Raw genomic sequence first — 16,365 nt, 5'->3', positions numbered from 1 at the left:
GGCATGGAGCGGACGTTGGGGGCGGGGCGGCCCGAGCAGGCGGGGTACATGTTGCGCGCAGCGAAGGGGGAGGCGGGGCGGGCCTACAAGCGACGGTTGGTCGAGCTGCTCGACGTGCGGCCGGGACACACCGTGCTCGACGTCGGGTGCGGGCCGGGGACCGACCTGCCGGCTCTCGTGGAGCGTGCCGGCGCCAACGGCACCGTTATCGGTGTCGACCGTGACCCGGCGATGCTGGCGGCGGCCCGCAGTCGGACGAAGGGGCTGCCCGGCGTCGAGCTGCGTGAGGGCGACGCCCACGCCCTGCCCGTCGGTCGGGGAACGGTGGACAGGGCGAAAATCGACCGGGTGCTGATGCACGTCACCGACCCCGTTGAGGTGCTGGGGCAACTCGGCGAGGTCACGCGAGACGGAGCCCTCGTCGGGCTGGTCGAGCCGGACTGGGACAGCATGGTGGTCGACGCCGAGGACCTGGAGACGAGTCGGGCGTTCACCCGGTACACCTCCGACGCGGTGGTGCGGAACGCGACGGTCGGCCGCAGCCTCGCCCGGTACGCCGAGCGGGCGGGCTTCCGTGTGGAGACGGTGGCGGCGAGCACGCCGGTGTTCCGGGACTTCTACGACGCCGACCACACCCTCGGTCTCGGCCGGAACATGCAGGCGGCCATCGACGCAGGCTGCGTGGACGTCGAGCGTGGCCGTCGCTGGTTCGCGTCCCTCGCCGACGGCCCCTTCTACGCGTCGTTCACCCTCGTCACCGTGCTCTGCTCGCGCTGAGTCAGGCGGGGGTGGCGGCGTAGAGGCGGGCGGCGTCGATCAGGACGACCTCCGGGGCGGAACGGGCGGCGTCGCGGACGCGGTCGTGGAAACCGGCGGCGCTGAAGAGCAGGAGGCGGGTGTCGCCGGTGTCGTAGCGGCCGGCGGCGGTGACGAGGTCGCGGATGCGGCGGAGCCGGTCCAGGTGCCCGAGGCCCATGGTGTCGTTCCACTTGGCCTCGCCGAGGGCGAGGAGCGGGGTCTTCCCGCCGTCGCCGACGCCGACCACCGCGACGTCGACCTCGTGACCCGTGCGGGCGGAGGGGTCGCGGACCACGCCCTGGCCGACGGAGGCCGGGAGCCCGCCGAGGAGGGCGGCGCCGGCGTGGTGGAGGGCCCACTCGCGGCACACCTGCTCGAAGTGCGGGCCCAGGACATTGCTCACGAAGCGGCGGCGGCGCGCCTTCCAGACGCGGGCCGCGGCGCCGGGGCGTTCCAGCTGCGGCCAGACCGGGCGCATGACGGCCCCGTAGAAGGTGATCAGAGGCTCGGCGATGCGGTAGGTGGACCGGTTGGCGCGGAAGACGTCCTGCTCGCGCTGGAGGAGGCCGGTGTCCTCGAGGACGTTGAGGGGGTGCGCGATGTCCACCGCCTTGCGCTCCAGAAAGCCGGCGATGCCGCCGCGGGTGGCGTTGCCGGACGCGACGGCGGCGAGCACGGAGAGGTAGAGGGCCGGATCGCGCAGGTCCGGTTCCTCGGCGAGTAGGTAGCGCGCCTCGCGGAAGAGAGGGGTCTCCGGGTTGAGGACGGTGCGGATCACCCAGGCGTCGAAGTCCTCGGCTCCTGACGGCGTGTCGCCCCGGGCGAACTCCCGCCGGTAGGCCGGGGTACCGCCGACGACGGCGTTGACCTGGAGGGCGAGCCGGGGGTCGGTGAGGTCCCAGAACTCCGCCGCGAGGCGGTGGTCCAGCGAGCGGACCACGAGCTCCAGCCCGGCGCGTCCGCGAAGGGGGGCGTTCCCGGACAGCAGCTTTCCCATGAACGACAGTGCGGAGCCGCAGAGCAGCATCCGGGTACGGGAGCGGCTCCGCTCCTCCCGTAGCGTGCGGAACGCCTCCTGGACGATCGACGGCAGCTCCGGGTTGGCGCGGGCGAGGTAGGGGAACTCGTCGATCACCACCGGCACGGGCCGGTCCCGGCCGAGGGCGAGGAGCGCGTCGACCGCCTCCCGCCAGTCGGCGAGGTGGAAGGGGCTGGCCGGGCGTACGAACGCGGTCAGCGCCTCGCTCAGTCGGCGCAACGACTCGGCGTCCGTCGCCTCGGTGGCGCCGAAGTAGAACCCGCCCACGGCCCGGCACACGGAGTCGAGGAGGAACGTCTTCCCCTGGCGGCGCCGGCCGGAGACGACGCCGAGCGTGGCGCCGGGCTGGCCGTCCGTGACGAAGCGGGTCAGCGCGGCCCACTCGTGGTCGCGGTCGAACATCTCCGGAGGTTTCTCCACCCGGGCTCCCCATTTTGTAGGGCTACAGTTTTCAAAAGTGTACCCCTATAAAATGAAGCCCGCTCCCGGCCGCGGGAAGCGGCCGGGGGCGGGCGGGTGGGACGGGGGGCCGTCAGCGGGGCGCGGCGGCCGCGTCGGCGGACTGCGCGCCGAGGGCGCGGGAGACCCCCGCGCGGGACTCCGTGACCAGGCGGCGCAGCGCCGCCGTCGGGGCCGCGTCGGCGAGCCAGCGGTCCGTGGCCTCCAGCGTGGTGGGGGAGACCTGCACCGTCGGGTAGAGGCCGATGGCGATCTGCTGGGCCATCTCGTGGCTGCGCGACTCCCACACGCCCTTGAGCGAGGTGAAGTACTTCTCCGCGTACGGCTCCAGCAGGTCGCGCTGGTCGGTCTGGACGAAGCCGGAGATCACGGCCTCCTGCACGGCGTTCGGCAGCGTGTCCGACTCGACGACCGAGGCCCACGCGGCGGCCTTGGCCTCCGGGGTGGGCAGCGCGGCGCGCGCGGTGGCGGCGTGCTGCTCGCCCGCCGAGGTGGCGTCGCGGCGCAGCTCCGCCTCGATCGCCGCCTCGTCGGCGCGGCCCATGGCCGCGAGCCGCTGGAGCAGCGTCCAGCGCAGCTCGGTGTCGACGGCCAGGCCGTCCACGGAGGCGGTGCCGTCGAGCAGGCCGGCCAGCAGGTCGAGCTGCTCGTCGGTGCGGGCGACGGAGGCCAGCGCACGCGCCCACGCGAGCTGGTGGTCGCTGCCGGCGTCGGCCGCCCGCAGGTGCTCCAGGGCGGCGTCCGCCCAGCGCCGCAGCCCGGCCTCGCGCCACTCGGGGGCGGCGTACAGGTCGAGGGCGAGCTTGAGCTGGCGGTGCAGCGACTGCACCACGCCGATGTCGGACTCCCGGCCGATGCCGGACAGCACCAGCTCCAGGTAGTCGCGGGTGGCCAGCTCGCCGTCCCGCGTCATGTCCCAGGCCGCTGACCAGCACAGCGCGCGCGGCAGGGACTCGGTGAACGAGGCGAGGTGCCGGGTGACGGTGGCCAGCGACTCGTCGTCGAGGCGGACCTTGGCGTACGACAGGTCGTCGTCGTTGAGCAGCACGACGGCCGGACGCGGACGGCCGGTCAGTTCGGCGACCTGCGTCAGCTCGCCGGTGACGTCCAGCTCGATCCGGTCGGTGCGGACCAGGCGCTCGCCGTCGCCGGTGGACTCCAGGTCGTAGAGGCCGACGGCGATGCGGTGCGGCCGCAGCGTCGGCTCACCGGTGGCGCCCTCGGGCAGGGCCGGCGCCTCCTGGCGGACGGCGAAGGAGGTGATGTTCCCCGCCCCGTCCACGTCGATCACCGGGCGGAGGATGTTGATGCCCGCGGTCTCCAGCCATGCCTTCGACCACGCCTTCAGGTCGCGCCCGGAGGTCTCCTCCAGGGCGGTCAGCAGGTCGGTGAGCCGGGTGTTGCCCCACGCGTGGCGCTTGAAGTACGCCTGCACGCCGCGGAAGAACTCGTCCCGCCCGACGTAGGCGACGAGCTGCTTGAGCACGGAGGCGCCCTTGGCGTACGTGATCCCGTCGAAGTTGACCAGCACGTCGTCCAGATCGCGGATCTCGGCCATGATCGGGTGCGTGGACGGGAGCTGGTCCTGCCGGTAGGCCCAGGTCTTCATCTGGTTGGCGAACGAGGTCCAGGCGTGCGGCCAGCGGCTGCCGGGCGCGTGCGCGAGGCAGGCGACGGAGGTGTAGGTGGCGAACGACTCGTTCAGCCACAGGTCGTTCCACCACTCCATGGTGACCAGGTCGCCGAACCACATGTGCGCCAGCTCGTGCAGGATCGTCTCCGCCCGCACCTCGTAGGCGGCGTCCGTCACCTTGGAACGGAAGACGTACTGGTCGCGGATGGTCACCGCGCCCGCGTTCTCCATCGCGCCCGCGTTGAACTCCGGGACGAACAGCTGGTCGTACTTCGCGAAGGGATAGGGGTGGTCGAACTGCTCCTGGAACCAGTCGAAGCCCTGCCGGGTGACCTCGAAGATCGCGTCCGCGTCCAGGTGTTCGGCCAGTGACGGCCGGCAGTAGAGGCCCAGCGGCACGCTCCGCCCGTCGCCCTCCCAGGTGCTGTGCACCGCGTGGTAGGGGCCGACGATCAGCGCGGTGATGTAGGAGGAGATGCGCGGCGTCGGCTCGAAGCGCCACACGGTGCCGGCGTCGCCCTCCGGCTTCGGCGTCGGCGAGTTGGAGATCACCGTCCAGCCTTCCGGGGCGGTGACCGTGAAGGAGAAGACGGCCTTCAGGTCGGGCTGCTCGAAGGAGGCGAAGACCCGCCGCGCGTCCGGCACCTCGAACTGGGTGTAGAGGTAGGCCTGTTCGTCGACCGGGTCGACGAAACGGTGCAGGCCCTCACCGGTGTTGGTGTACGCGCAGTCGGCCACCACCCGCAGCTCGTTGCGGCCGGGGGTCACGCCCTCCAGGGCGATCCGGGAGTCCGCGAAGACCTTCGCGGGATCCAGGGCGGTCCCGTTCAGCACGACCTCGTGCACGGTCGGCGCGACGAGGTCGATGAAGGTGTCGCCCGCTTCGGCGGCGTCGAACCGCACGGTGGTCTCCGACCGGAAGGTCCCGCCCTGCTGGGCGCCGCTCAGGTCGAGCTCGATCTCGTACGCGTCCACGGTCAGCAGCCGCGCCCGCTCCTGCGCTTCGGCGCGGGTCAGGTTCGTCCCAGGCACTTCGGTCACTCCCTCTTCGTCAACGGTCCCGCCATCCTTCCATGCGGCGAAGACCGCATGCCGCCCATATCTCCCGCAGCCCCCTGGCCGGGAGGGCTTCCCGGTCGGGACGCCGGGCGCGGGGCGGGCCGTGCGGGCGGGTCCGTGCGGCGCGGCGGTGATCCATGCCGTGCGATCGGCGTCGGGCGTTCCGGGCCCGTTCAGGCGGCCGCCACTCCCGCTGAGCAGCATCCGCAGGGGACCCTCCGGCGGCCCCTGGCCAGCGCCTCGACCGGCGCCCCTCCGTACTGCGACCCCGGGGAGACACCGCATGACCCGCACACGGCCGCACCGGCCCGGCACCGACCGCCGTACCCTGCTCGCCGCGCTCGGCGCCACCGGTGTCGCCGCCGGCCTGGGCACCGCCGTCGGCGCGGGCGGCGGGACGGCGAACGATTCGCCCGCCGTCCCGCCGCAGGCGCGCCCCGCCCGGGCCGCCGCCGCAGCACCGTCTGCACCGGCGCCCTCCACCCTGGCCACCGCGGCCGCCCCGCAGGGCACGGGCACCTACCGGCGGCTCGCCGCGGGCGCCGGCTGGGGCCGCGTCGTCCGCGAGGACCTCGCCGCGGCCCGTCGTACCCGCGCGGAACGGCGCACGGTGCTGGCGTCGTGCGTGCAGCTGACCGACCTGCACGTGGTCGACGTGCAGCATCCGCTGCGCAGCGAGTACCTCCGCTTCGCCGGCACGAAGGGCTGGCGCCCGCAGGAGGCGCTCTCCGTCGCCGGAGTGGTCTCCCTGATCGAGCAGGTCAACGCGCTGGACGGCGGCCCGGCGACGGGCGCGCCGCTCGACTTCGTGATGACCACCGGCGACAACACCGACAACAACTGCACCGCCGAACTGGAGTGGTTCCTCACCGCCATGAGCGGCGGTCGCGTCATCCCCGACACCGGCGACCCGGCGGGCTACGAGGGCGTGCAGGACAGCGGGCTTCCGGTGTACTGGCACCCGGAGTCCGGGCGGCGCGACGCGCACAAGGACCTCGGCTTCCCGCGCCTGGACGGCTATCTGGAGGCCGCCCGCCGCCCGGTGCGCAGCCCCGGCCTCACCGTCCCCTGGTACGGCACCGTTGGCAACCACGACGTGCTGCCCGGCGGCTGCTACGCGAACGGCGACGACTTCCTCACCGAGTTCGCCGTCGGCGACCGGAAGCTCTTCTCCCTGCCGCCGGACGAGGCCGCCGAGCTGCACCGGCGCATCCGTGAGGGCCTGGACCCGGACGGCGAGCTGTTCAAGGACCTGCTGCGCGCCCACGCCCGGGACATGCGCACCGTCACGCCCGACCCGCGCCGGGCGCCGTACACGCCGGCCGACTACGTCCGCGCCCACCTGGACCCGCGCTTCACCGGTCCCGGCCCGGCCGGGCACGGTTACGGCGAGGCGAACCTCGCCGAGGACCGGCTCTACTACAGCTTCCGCATCGCCGACGGCGTCCTGGGCGTCAGCCTCGACACCACCCGGCGCGGCGGCCACTACACCGGCGCCGTCGGCCGCACGCAACTGCGCTGGCTGGAGAGGACGTTGCGGGAGCACCGCGACGACCGGGTGCTGGTCTTCAGCCACCACACCTCCCGCACGACGCCCGGGGGCGGGGCCGAACTGGTCGCGCTGCTGCGCCGCAACCCGCAGGTGGTGGCCTGGATCAACGGCCACAGCCACCGCAACGAGATCACCCCGCACGGCACCTTCTGGGAGGTCTCCACCGCCTCGCACGTCGACTTCCCGCAGCTCGCACGGACGATCGAGCTGACCGACAACGGGGACGGCACCCTGTCGCTGTTCACCACGCTGATCGAGTCCGCGGCCCCGCACGGCGTCGAGCACGGCGACCTGAGCCGGAGCGGCCTCGCCTCCCTCTACCGGGAGCTGGCGTTCAACGCGCCGGGCCGCCGTACGACGCTGGCCGGGGAGCCGGGGGACCGCAACACGGAGCTGCTGCTGCCCCGGACCTGACCCGGACGCCACCCCCGTGCGCGACGAGGGTGACGGGGCGTGACGAACGTGTGCGGATACCGGGCACGGACCGCGTGCGACGGCGGCGGGACGCGCAAGATCGTCTAACGTCGGCGCCGATGTCCCTCCGCACCGCCGTCGCCCTCGTGCTGGCCACCGCCGCCGTGGTCGTGGTCTCCGTGCACTCCTCCACCGCCGCCGACCTCCGGCACGCCCCCACCCGGGAGGCCATGGAGGACCTCGTCGAACGGGCGCGGGTGCCCGGCGTGCTCGCCCGCGCCGAGGACGACGGCGAGGTGTGGCACGACGCGGCAGGCGTGGCCGACCGCACCACGGGACGAGAGCGCCGTCCCGCCGACCGGTTCCGGATCGGCAGCATCACCAAGACCTTCGTCGCCACCGTGCTGCTCCAGCTGGAGGCGGAGGGACGCCTGGACCTGGACGACCCGGTCGCCGTCCACCTGCCCGGCGTCGTCCGCGGCCACGGCAACGACGGCCGCCGGGTGACGGTGCGCCGGCTGCTCAACCACACCAGCGGCATCCACGACTTCACGCACGACCCGGCGTTCCGCGACCGGTACCTCAGCGGCCGGTTCCTGGACCACCGCTTCGACACCCGGACCGCTCGCGAGCTGGTCCGGATCGCGATGCGGTACCCGCCGTCGTTCCGCCCCGGCACCGGGTGGGCGTACAGCAACACCAACTACGTGCTCGCCGGGATGGTCGTGGAGGCCGTCACCGGCCGCAGCTACGCGCGGCAGATCGAGCAGCGGGTGCTGGTCCCTCTCGGACTGCGGCGCACCACCCTGCCCGGCACGGCCGTCACGCTGCCCCGGCCGCACGGAAGGGCGTACTCCACGTTCTACCGGGGACGCCCGGACGAGGGCCGGGGACGGCCGGTGCGCGACGTGACGGCGCTCGACCCCTCGGTGGCCGGCGCGTCCGGTGAGATGATCTCCACCGCCGGAGACCTCCTGACTTTCTTCCGGGCGCTGCTCGGTGGACGGTTGCTGCCGGCCGAACAGCTTGCCGAGCTGACCGACACCGTCCCGACGAGCGGTTCCCTGCGGGGGCGCTCCGACCGCTACGGGCTCGGCATCCGCGCCCGCGAACTGCCCTGCGGCACCACGGTGTGGGGACACGTCGGCGACATCCACGGCTCGCTCTCGACCGTCGCCGCCACACGGGACGGCGGCCACGGGGCGGCGTTCAACCTCAACGCCGACTGGGCCCCGCACGGCACCGGCGCCCTGCTGGAGGCCGAGTTCTGCGCCGGCGCTTCCTGACAGCGCCGGCGCCTCGGTACCGGACCCCTCAGCGCGGCAGCACCAGTACGTACGCGGCGGGTTCACGGTCCTCGGCGGCCATCAGGGCCGTCCGCACCACCGCAGCCTGCAGCTCGGGCGCCTCGCGCAGCGCACGCGGCGTGAGGTGCACGACCGTGATGCCGAGCCGTTCCAGCGACTCGCGCTGCTGGGCGTACGCGTCCCAGAGCCCTTCCGTCCCGCTCTCGTCCCCGGGGATGTGCCGGTGGGTGCGGGCGTCGATGGACAGCGCCACCGCCTCGTCCGGCCAGTAGGCGTCCACGCCGCCCAGGTGCGGGCCGCCGGGCAGCCGCAGGTCCACGTTCCAGCACGGGGCAGGCACGCCCTGCGTGCGCACCAGGTCGTAGAGGCGCGCCTCGGCGACCGTACGTCCCTCCGCGACGAGCCGGTCGACGGCGTCCGCGACGTGCGGGGCGGTCAGCAGGCGTGCGGCCTCCAGCTCCCGCATGAGCGTCTGGGCCTCGCAGTGGCCGTCCCGCACGGCCTCGGTCAGCAGCCTGCCGACCGTCTCCGCGTCGTCGAGGTCGGCGACGGTGTCGGCGAGGGCGCGTTCGACGGGGGCGACGGGAAGTCCGGCGATCTGCTCGGGCTCCGGCAGGTCGCCCCCGCGCACGACGCGGGCGAAGCCCGCCGAACGCAGCCGCCGGGTGACGGGCACCAGCACGTCGATGCGGTCCAGCGCGGGCAGGGGGCGCGCGGAGGTGAAGCCCCTCAGCGCGAGGGCGGCGGGCCCGGTGATCATCGCATCGATGCCGTGCGCGGTGGTGCGGGCCGCCGTGCCGTGGCCGCTCTGGGTGGGGATGGTCTGCCGGCGAAGGGTGTAGAGCAGCACGGCGTGCAGCCGGTCCTCGCTGGTCGGCGGGCCGGGGTGGAGCAGGAAGACGCCGGGGAGCAGCATCCGCCACGGGCCGCCCGGCCGGCAGTGCTCGCTCGCCTCCGCCGCGCCGACACCGTGCGCCCGCAGCATCGAGGCGGTGAGCACGCGGGCGGGCGACGCGCCGGCCGCGCCGACCGGGCCGTCGGCGTGCGAGCCGGGGTGGCCGAGCCGGTCGAGCCGGTTGAGCTGCTGGAAGGGGCGGGGAGTGAGGGGGATGTCGTACGTCATGATCGTGCGATTCCCGCACAGGCGGGCCGGGATAACCGCTGTTACGCGGTCGTCGACAAAGCCGGACAAGGCTGCACTAAAGTACGCATGTTCGAGCATCGGTCGGGCGTCCCGGCACGGAGGTACCCCGCAGAGCGGGTACCTCCGTGCCGGGACGGCTCAGCGCCTCCGCGCTCAGCGGAGAGCGGCGCGGCCCGGCGTACGGTCTACGCGGCGCCCGTCTCGTCGCAGGCGCGGCCGCGGAGGGCGCGGGCGAGGTCGTCGCGGGCCTCCAGCACGAGGCGGCGGAGTGCGGGTGCCGCGTCCTCGTGCGAGGTCAGCCACGCGTCGGTCGCGTCCAGCGTCGCCTGCTCCGCCTGGAGCGACGGGTAGAGGCCGCGCACGAGCGACATGCCGATCTCGATCGACCGCGACTCCCACACCTCCTCCAGCGCCGCGAAGTACCGGGCCGCGTACGGCGCGGTGAGCTCGCGCTGCTCCGGCTGGTGGAAGCCCGCGATGGTCGCCTCGACCAGCGCGTTGGAGAGCCGGTCGGTCGCCACGACCGCGTCCCACGCCTGCTCCTTGACCTCCGCCGAGGGGCGGGCGGCGAGCAGCCGCACCTGGTGCCGCTTGCCGGACGCGGTGTCGTCGCGGTCCAGTTCGGCGCCGAGGACGGCCGCGTCCGCCCGGCCGTGCACGGCCAGCGGCTCCAGGAGCGTCCAGCGCAGCTCCTGGTCGACGTCCAGTCCGGGGATGCGCTCGGTTCCGGCGAGGAGGCCCTCCAGCAGCCGGAGGTCGTCGTCGGACTCGGCCAGCGCGGCGAAGAACCGGGCCCAGGCGAGCTGGTGGCCGCTGCCCGGTTCGGCGGCGCGCAGCAGGCGCAGGGCGCCCTCGGCCAGCGCACGGCCGCTCTCCGCACGCCGCCGGGCGGCGCTGTAGTGCACCAGCGCGGTGCGCGACCAGGCGTGCAGCATCTGGAGGACGCCGATGTCGGTCTCGTCGCCCGCGAACCGCAGGACCATGCCGAGGAAGGCGTGGGCGGGCATCAGCGCGTCCCGCGTCATGTTCCACAGCGCGGACCAGCACAGCGCCCGCGCAAGGGGGTCGGTGATCGCGCCGAGGTGTTCGCGGAGTGTGGCCAGCGAGGCGTCGTCGAAGCGGACCTTGCAGTACGTCAGGTCCTCGTCGTTGAGCAGGATCAGGTCCGGACGCTCGGCCCCGGCCAGCTCCGCGATCTCGGTGCGCATGCCGGTGACGTCGGCCTCCGCGCGGGCGTAGCGGGTCAGTGCCCCGCTCTCGTCGAGCCGGTAGAGGCCGACGGCGACGCGGTGCGGGCGCAGCACCGGGTGGTCCTCCGGCGCGTCCTGCACGACGGCGAGTTCCGCGAGCCGGCCCTCGGCGTCGTATGTGGCCTCGGGGGTCAGTGAGTTGACGCCGGCGGTCTGCAGCCACGCCTTCGCCCACTCGCCCATGTCGCGTCCGGAGGTCTCCTCCAGCACGGACAGCAGGTCGTGCAGGCGGGTGTTGCCCCAGGCGTGCCGCTTGAAGTAGCGCCGTGCGCCCTCCAGGAACGCGTCCCGGCCCACGTAGGCGACGAGCTGCTTGAGCACCGAGGCGCCCTTGGCGTAGGTGATGCCGTCGAAGTTGAGCTTGGCGTCCTCGAGGTCGCGGATGTCCGCGGTGATCGGGTGCGTGGAGGGGAGCTGGTCGGCGCGGTACGCCCACGACTTGCGGCGGTTGGCGAACGTGATCCAGCCGTCGGAGAAGCGGGTCGCCTCGACCATCGACAGCGAGCCCATGAAGTCGGCGAACGACTCCTTGAGCCACAGGTCGTCCCACCACTCCATGGTGACGAGGTCGCCGAACCACATGTGCGCCATCTCGTGCAGGATGACGTTCGCCCGGCTCTCGTACGACGCCTGCGTCACCTTGCCGCGGAAGACGAACTCCTCGCGGAAGGTGACGCAGCCCGGGTTCTCCATCGCGCCGAGGTTGTACTCCGGGACGAACGCCTGGTCGTACTTCCCGAAGGGGTAGGGGAAGTCGAAGTGGTCGTGGAAGAAGTCCAGGCCCTGCTGGGTGATCGTGAAGATGTCGTCCGCGTCGAAGTGCCGGGCGAGGCCCTTGCGGCACAGCGCGCCGAGCGGGATCTCCAGCTCCGTGCCGTCGTCGAACCGGCGCCGGTAGACGTCGGTGACGTGGTGGTACGGGCCCGCGACGACGGCCGTGATGTACGTCGAGATGGGCTGGGTGCGGGCGAAGCGCCGCACCGAGGAGGCGCCGTCGTCCAGCGGCTCGGCCTCGCCGGTCCGGACGTCGTTGCTCAGCACCGTCCAGGACGCGGGCGCGGTGACGACGAAGTCGAAGGGCGCCTTGAGGTCGGGCTGCTCGAAGTTGGCGAACACCCGCCGGGCGTCGGCCGGCTCGTACTGGGTGTAGAGGTAGACCTCGCCGTCCTCCGGGTCGAGGAAGTGGTGCAGCCCTTCGCCGGTCCGGCTGTACGCGCAGCGCGCGTCGACCACCAGCTCGTTCTCCGCGGCCAGGCCGTCCAGGGTGAGGCGGGCGCCGTCGAAGGCGGTGTCCGGGTTGAGCGAGCGCCCGTTGAGCGTCGCCGAGTGCAGCTCCGGGGCGATCAGGTCCACGAACGTGGACGCGCCGGGCTCCGTGCAGCGGAAGCGGATCGTGGTGGTGGAGCGGAAGGTGCGTACGCCGTTCGCCGGGGCCGCCTCCCGCGCGGAGCGCAGGTCGAGCGCCACCTCGTATCCGTCCACTGCGAGCAGCTCCGCACGCCGCCCGGCCTCCTCGCGGGTCAGATTCTCACCGGGCACGTCGTGACTCCCTCGTCTCGCATACCGAACATCGAACACCGGACACCGTGGGATCATCGCATGCCCGTTTCGGTCCCCACAGCGGGGAATGCCCTCGGCCGCCGGTACGTTTCCCCGGGCGGAACGGTAGACCCACCGCACCACCGACTGGCGAGGAGACCACCGGCATGCCCGAGAAGACGACCGCCGACTTCTGGTTCGACCCGCTGTGCCCCTGGGCATGGCTGACCTCCCGCTGGATGCTCGAGGTCGAGAAGGTGCGGGACGTGCGGGTCCGCTGGCACGTGATGAGTCTCGCGGTGCTGAACGAGGACAAGCTGGACGACCTGCCGGAGAAGTACCGGGAACTGATGAAGACGGCCTGGGGACCGGCCCGCGTCTGCATCGCCGCCGAGCAGGAGCACGGCCCCGAGGTGCTCGGCGGGCTGTACACCGCGCTGGGCACCCGCTTCCACAACCAGGCCCTGGAGAAGGACCGTGCGACGGTCGAGGCGGCCCTGGAGGAGGCCGGCCTGCCCGCCGCCCTCGCCGACGCCGCGGACTCCGACAAGTACGACACGCAGCTGCGCGCCTCCCACGCGGAGGGCATCGACCTGGTCGGCCAGGAGGTCGGCACCCCGGTGATCGCGGTGCCGGGGGCGGCCGGCGAACGGATCGCGTTCTTCGGCCCGGTCGTCACCCCGGCCCCCAAGGGCGAGGCGGCCGCGAGGCTGTGGGACGGCACCCTGATGGTTGCCTCCACGCCCGGCTTCTACGAGATCAAGCGCACCCGCGACGAGCCGCCGCGCTTCGACTGAGTACGGCTCGCGTACCCTGCACGCGCAGAAGGGCGGCCCCGGTGTGTCACATCCACACCGGGGCCGCCCCTTTTTCTGTTCTCCCGCCGTGCCCGGTGAAAGGTGAGAAGACGATCACGAGGAGCGGGAGTCCCGGGGGCGCCGGTTACGGCGCCAGCAGCAGCGTGTTCGCGCGCTGCTTCGCGGCGGTGTAGCGGGCGGCGACGTCCTGCCAGTTCACGACGCGCCACATCGCCTCGACGAAGTCGACCTTCTGGTTGCGGTACTGCAGGTAGAAGGCGTGCTCCCAGGCGTCGAAGACCAGGATCGGCACCGATCCCTGGCCGACGTTGCCCTGGTGGTCGTAGACCTGCTCGACGACGAGGCGCTCGCTCACCGGCTCGTACGCCAGCACGCCCCAGCCGGAGCCCTGCGTGGTCGCGGCGGCCTTGGACAGGTGGGCCTTGAAACGGGCGAAGGAGCCGAACGACTCGGCGATGGCGTCCGCGAGTTCGCCCGTGCCGTCCTTCTCCAGCGGCTCGCCACCGCCGTCACCGGTCATGTTCTGCCAGTAGATGCTGTGCAGGATGTGGCCGGACAGGTGGAAGGCCAGGTTCTTCTCCAGGCCGTTGACCGTGCCCCACTGGTCCTTGTCGCGGGCCTCCTCGAGCTGTTCGAGGGTGTCGTTCGCCCCCTTCACGTACGCCGCGTGGTGCTTGTCGTGGTGCAGCTCGATGATCTCGCCGCTGATGACCGGCTCCAGCGAAGCGTAGTCGTACGGCAGTTCCGGCAGTGAGTAGGTCGCCATGCTTCCTTCTTTCCCTCCCAGCCTTGTTGCAATGGTCTTGCAAGAAGAAGCTATCAGCAAGAGGGCGCAACGCAGCGGAGCGACCCCTCCGAGTGAAGGGGCCGCTCCGCTGCCGGGGAAACGCGCTGGTCAGCTCCTACGGGCCGCCGCGGTCTCCTTCTCGGTCGCGTCCTGCTCGTCCGCGTCCTTCTGCGCCTCGGCGTCGGCCTTCGCCTCCGTCTTGGCGAGGGGGACGTCCGGAGCGGCCGAAGCCGGAGCCGCGGAACGCGGCCCGGCAGGCGACACGGACGCCGACCCGCCCAGCAGCTTCTGCCGGATCAGACCCGCGACGACCAGCGCGGCGGTCAGGCCGCCGGTGAAGTACAGCTGCGTCCGGGTGCCCTCCTCGCGGGCCATCAGCACGAACACCGCGAGCATCGCGGCCAGGGCCACGTAGGTCAGCACGGGGAACGCCCACATGCGGACGACCAGCTTCTCCGGCGCCTCACGCTCGAGCCGGCGACGGCTGCGGATCTGGGAGACCGCGACGAAGCCCCAGACGACGAGGACGGCCGCGCCGATCATGTTCAGCAGCCAGGTGAAGACGGTGTCCGGCCACCAGAAGCTCAGCAGCACGGCGAAGAAGCCGAACACGGACGAGGCCAGCACCGTGCGGCGCGGCACGCCGCCCGAGGCCTTGCCCAGGAAGGCCATGCCCTGGCCGCGGGTGGCCAGGGAGTACGACATGCGGGAGGCGCCGTAGATGTTGGCGTTCATCGCGGACAGCAGCGCGATCAGCACCACCACGTCCATGACCGTGCCCGCGGCGGGCACGTTCAGGGAGTCCAGCGCGGCCGCGTACGGGCCGCCCGCGACCGCCTCGGAGTTCCACGGCACCAGCGTCACGATGACGGCGACCGAGCCGACGTAGAAGATCGCGATGCGCCACATCGCGGTGCGCACGGCCTTGGCGACGCCGCGGACCGGGTTCTCCGACTCGGCGGCCGCGATGGTGACGGTCTCCAGACCGCCATAGGCGAACACGGAGGCCAGCAGGCCCAGGATCAGGCCCTCCGAGCCGTTCGGGAAGAAGCCGCCCTCACCGAAGAGGAAGCTGCCGCCCGGCGACTCGGTGCCCGGCAGCAGACCGAGCACGGCCAGCACGCCCAGCACCAGGAAGCCGACGATGGCCAGCACCTTCAGCAGCGCGAACCAGAACTCGTACTCGCCGAAGTTCTTGACCGCGGTGAGGTTCGAGCCGGTGAAGAGCACCATGAAGAGGGCGACCCACATCCACGACTCGGTGCCCGGGAACCACCCCGTCATGATCGCGGCAGCGCCGATGGCCTCGATGGCGACGACGACGCAGAGCAGGAACCAGAAGATCCAGCCCACGGTGAAGCCCGCCCACGGGCCGATCGCCCGCTCGGCGTGCGTGGAGAAGGACCCGGAGGAGGGGTGTGCGGCCGACATCTCGCCCAGCATCCGCATGACGAGCATCACCAGCAGGCCGGAGGCCGCGTAGGCGAGGATCGCCGCCGGGCCGGCCGCGGCGATGGCGGTGCCGGAACCGACGAACAGACCGGCGCCGATGACGCCGCCGAGGGCGATCATCGACAGATGGCGCTGCTTGAGGCCGTGCGAGAGGTGCGTGGGGGACTGAGCCGCGTCGTCGGCCCCGGTCGGGGGCGTCGACTTTTCCGTTGCGGTCATGAAGGAGGTGCCGTTCCTTGGTGCTGCCGGGCGGATGGACTGCGGAACTGATCGTTCCGACGGCCCAGTGTCGACAGGCCCCGGAGAAACATCAATAGTCGACCATGACGTTCCAGCATCCGGACACCCCGCCGTCACGCCGCTGACCAGCGGACCTCCACGACGTCTGTGCGCGCGGTGTCGCCAACGTCACGCCGTCCGACGGCCGGAAGCACCGCGCAGGTCGGCTAGCGTCGGTCCGTCCGCGTGTAGCAACCAGGTACCGGAGTGAAGCATGTCCGCGCTGTCCAGCCCCGCCACCACCACCCGCCCCGGCGCCGTCCTCGCCGACGTGCTCCCCGCCACGAGCGCCGGCCGCGCCCGGGTGCGCGACGCCGCGCTCGTCCTCGGCGGCGCGGTGCTGACCGGACTGGCCGCGCAACTCTCCGTGCCGGTGCCCGGCTCTCCGGTGCCGGTCACCGGGCAGACCTTCGCGGCGCTCCTCGTCGGCACCGCGCTCGGCGCCCGCCGCGGCTTCCTCTCCCTCGGCCTGTACGCCGTCGCGGGCGTGGCCGGCGTGCCGTGGTTCTCCGAGGGAGCCTCCGGCTTCGGCATGCCCTCCTTCGGCTACATCCTCGGGATGCTGCTCGCCGCGACCGTCGTCGGCGCCCTGGCCCGCAGGGGCGGCGACCGCAGCCCGCTCCGCACCGTGGGCACGATGGCCGCGGGCACCGCGATCATCTACGCCGTCGGCGTGCCCTACCTCGCCCTGGCGACCGGCATGACGGCGACCGAGGCGATGGCCGCCGGACTGGTGCCGTTCCTCGTCGGCGACGCCCTCAAAGCGGCGCTCGCCATGGGCGCCCTGCCGACGGCGTGGAAGCTCACCGGCCGCCGCGACTGACGGGACCGGCAC

11 protein-coding genes are annotated in these 16,365 nt (G+C 72.7%); 5 read left to right on the top strand and 6 right to left on the bottom strand.

All coding sequences use genetic code 11. The features are described 5' to 3' along the window. The first annotated feature begins 3 nt into the window (after positions 1–3). Positions 4–777, top strand: coding sequence for a methyltransferase domain-containing protein (locus RM572_RS02370; protein ID WP_311671563.1), 774 nt, complete (start codon positions 4–6; stop codon positions 775–777). A gap of 1 nt (position 778) precedes the next feature. Here RM572_RS02370 and RM572_RS02365 read toward each other — a convergent pair whose 3' ends face one another. Next, positions 779–2,257, bottom strand: a complete 1,479-nt coding sequence (locus RM572_RS02365) for an AAA family ATPase (RefSeq protein WP_311671562.1) — start codon at positions 2,255–2,257, stop codon at positions 779–781. Positions 2,258–2,369: 112 nt separating this feature from the next. Then, on the bottom strand, positions 2,370–4,961 hold the full coding sequence (pepN, locus tag RM572_RS02360; protein ID WP_311671561.1) for an aminopeptidase N: 2,592 nt from the start codon (positions 4,959–4,961) through the stop codon (positions 2,370–2,372). A 310-nt stretch (positions 4,962–5,271) separates the two neighbouring features. Here pepN (RM572_RS02360) and RM572_RS02355 point away from each other — a divergent pair, with 310 nt between their 5' ends. Next, positions 5,272–6,954, top strand: coding sequence for a TIGR03767 family metallophosphoesterase (locus RM572_RS02355; protein ID WP_311671560.1), 1,683 nt, complete (start codon positions 5,272–5,274; stop codon positions 6,952–6,954). A gap of 119 nt (positions 6,955–7,073) precedes the next feature. Next, entirely contained in the window at positions 7,074–8,240 is a 1,167-nt protein-coding gene (locus tag RM572_RS02350; protein WP_311671559.1) for a serine hydrolase domain-containing protein, read from the top strand. Between the two features lie 28 nt (positions 8,241–8,268). Here RM572_RS02350 and RM572_RS02345 read toward each other — a convergent pair whose 3' ends face one another. Both RM572_RS02345 and pepN (RM572_RS02340) read right to left on the bottom strand, forming a co-directional pair. Continuing rightward, positions 8,269–9,384, bottom strand: coding sequence for a hypothetical protein (locus RM572_RS02345; RefSeq protein ID WP_311671558.1), 1,116 nt, complete (start codon positions 9,382–9,384; stop codon positions 8,269–8,271). A 206-nt stretch (positions 9,385–9,590) separates the two neighbouring features. Beyond that, positions 9,591–12,194, bottom strand: coding sequence for an aminopeptidase N (pepN, locus tag RM572_RS02340; RefSeq protein WP_311671557.1), 2,604 nt, complete (start codon positions 12,192–12,194; stop codon positions 9,591–9,593). A 167-nt stretch (positions 12,195–12,361) separates the two neighbouring features. Here pepN (RM572_RS02340) and RM572_RS02335 point away from each other — a divergent pair, with 167 nt between their 5' ends. Continuing rightward, positions 12,362–12,991 carry a mycothiol-dependent nitroreductase Rv2466c family protein gene (locus RM572_RS02335; RefSeq protein ID WP_311671556.1) on the top strand — a complete coding sequence of 210 codons (630 nt, stop codon included), beginning with the start codon at positions 12,362–12,364 and terminating at the stop codon, positions 12,989–12,991. Positions 12,992–13,136: 145 nt separating this feature from the next. On the opposite strand, the gene RM572_RS02330 is transcribed toward RM572_RS02335, so the two are convergent. Together RM572_RS02330 and RM572_RS02325 are read right to left on the bottom strand one after the other, a co-directional pair. Beyond that, entirely contained in the window at positions 13,137–13,778 is a 642-nt protein-coding gene (locus tag RM572_RS02330) for a superoxide dismutase (RefSeq protein WP_027763654.1), read from the bottom strand. A gap of 129 nt (positions 13,779–13,907) precedes the next feature. Beyond that, positions 13,908–15,470: an amino acid permease gene (locus RM572_RS02325; RefSeq protein ID WP_394813493.1), complete on the bottom strand. Its 1,563-nt coding sequence runs from the start codon at positions 15,468–15,470 to the stop codon at positions 13,908–13,910. A gap of 274 nt (positions 15,471–15,744) precedes the next feature. Here RM572_RS02325 and RM572_RS02320 point away from each other — a divergent pair, with 274 nt between their 5' ends. Further along, positions 15,745–16,353, top strand: a complete 609-nt coding sequence (locus RM572_RS02320) for a biotin transporter BioY (protein WP_311671555.1) — start codon at positions 15,745–15,747, stop codon at positions 16,351–16,353. Positions 16,354–16,365: the final 12 nt, after the last annotated feature.

The organism is Streptomyces hazeniae, assembly GCF_031845485.1.
In the GTDB taxonomy this organism is placed as follows: Bacteria; Actinomycetota; Actinomycetes; order Streptomycetales; family Streptomycetaceae; genus Streptomyces; species Streptomyces hazeniae.
This window is presented reverse-complemented; position numbering and strand designations above follow the sequence as displayed.

Coding starts and splice junctions, on each gene's coding strand:
- RM572_RS02345 (WP_311671558.1), bottom strand. CDS start 9,384: ATGACGTACGACATCCCCCTCACTCCCCGCCCCTTCCAGCAGCTCAAC.
- RM572_RS02370 (WP_311671563.1), top strand. CDS start 4: ATGGAGCGGACGTTGGGGGCGGGGCGGCCCGAGCAGGCGGGGTACATG.
- RM572_RS02355 (WP_311671560.1), top strand. CDS start 5,272: ATGACCCGCACACGGCCGCACCGGCCCGGCACCGACCGCCGTACCCTG.
- RM572_RS02335 (WP_311671556.1), top strand. CDS start 12,362: ATGCCCGAGAAGACGACCGCCGACTTCTGGTTCGACCCGCTGTGCCCC.
- RM572_RS02325 (WP_394813493.1), bottom strand. CDS start 15,470: ATGACCGCAACGGAAAAGTCGACGCCCCCGACCGGGGCCGACGACGCG.
- RM572_RS02350 (WP_311671559.1), top strand. CDS start 7,074: ATGTCCCTCCGCACCGCCGTCGCCCTCGTGCTGGCCACCGCCGCCGTG.
- RM572_RS02320 (WP_311671555.1), top strand. CDS start 15,745: ATGTCCGCGCTGTCCAGCCCCGCCACCACCACCCGCCCCGGCGCCGTC.
- RM572_RS02330 (WP_027763654.1), bottom strand. CDS start 13,778: ATGGCGACCTACTCACTGCCGGAACTGCCGTACGACTACGCTTCGCTG.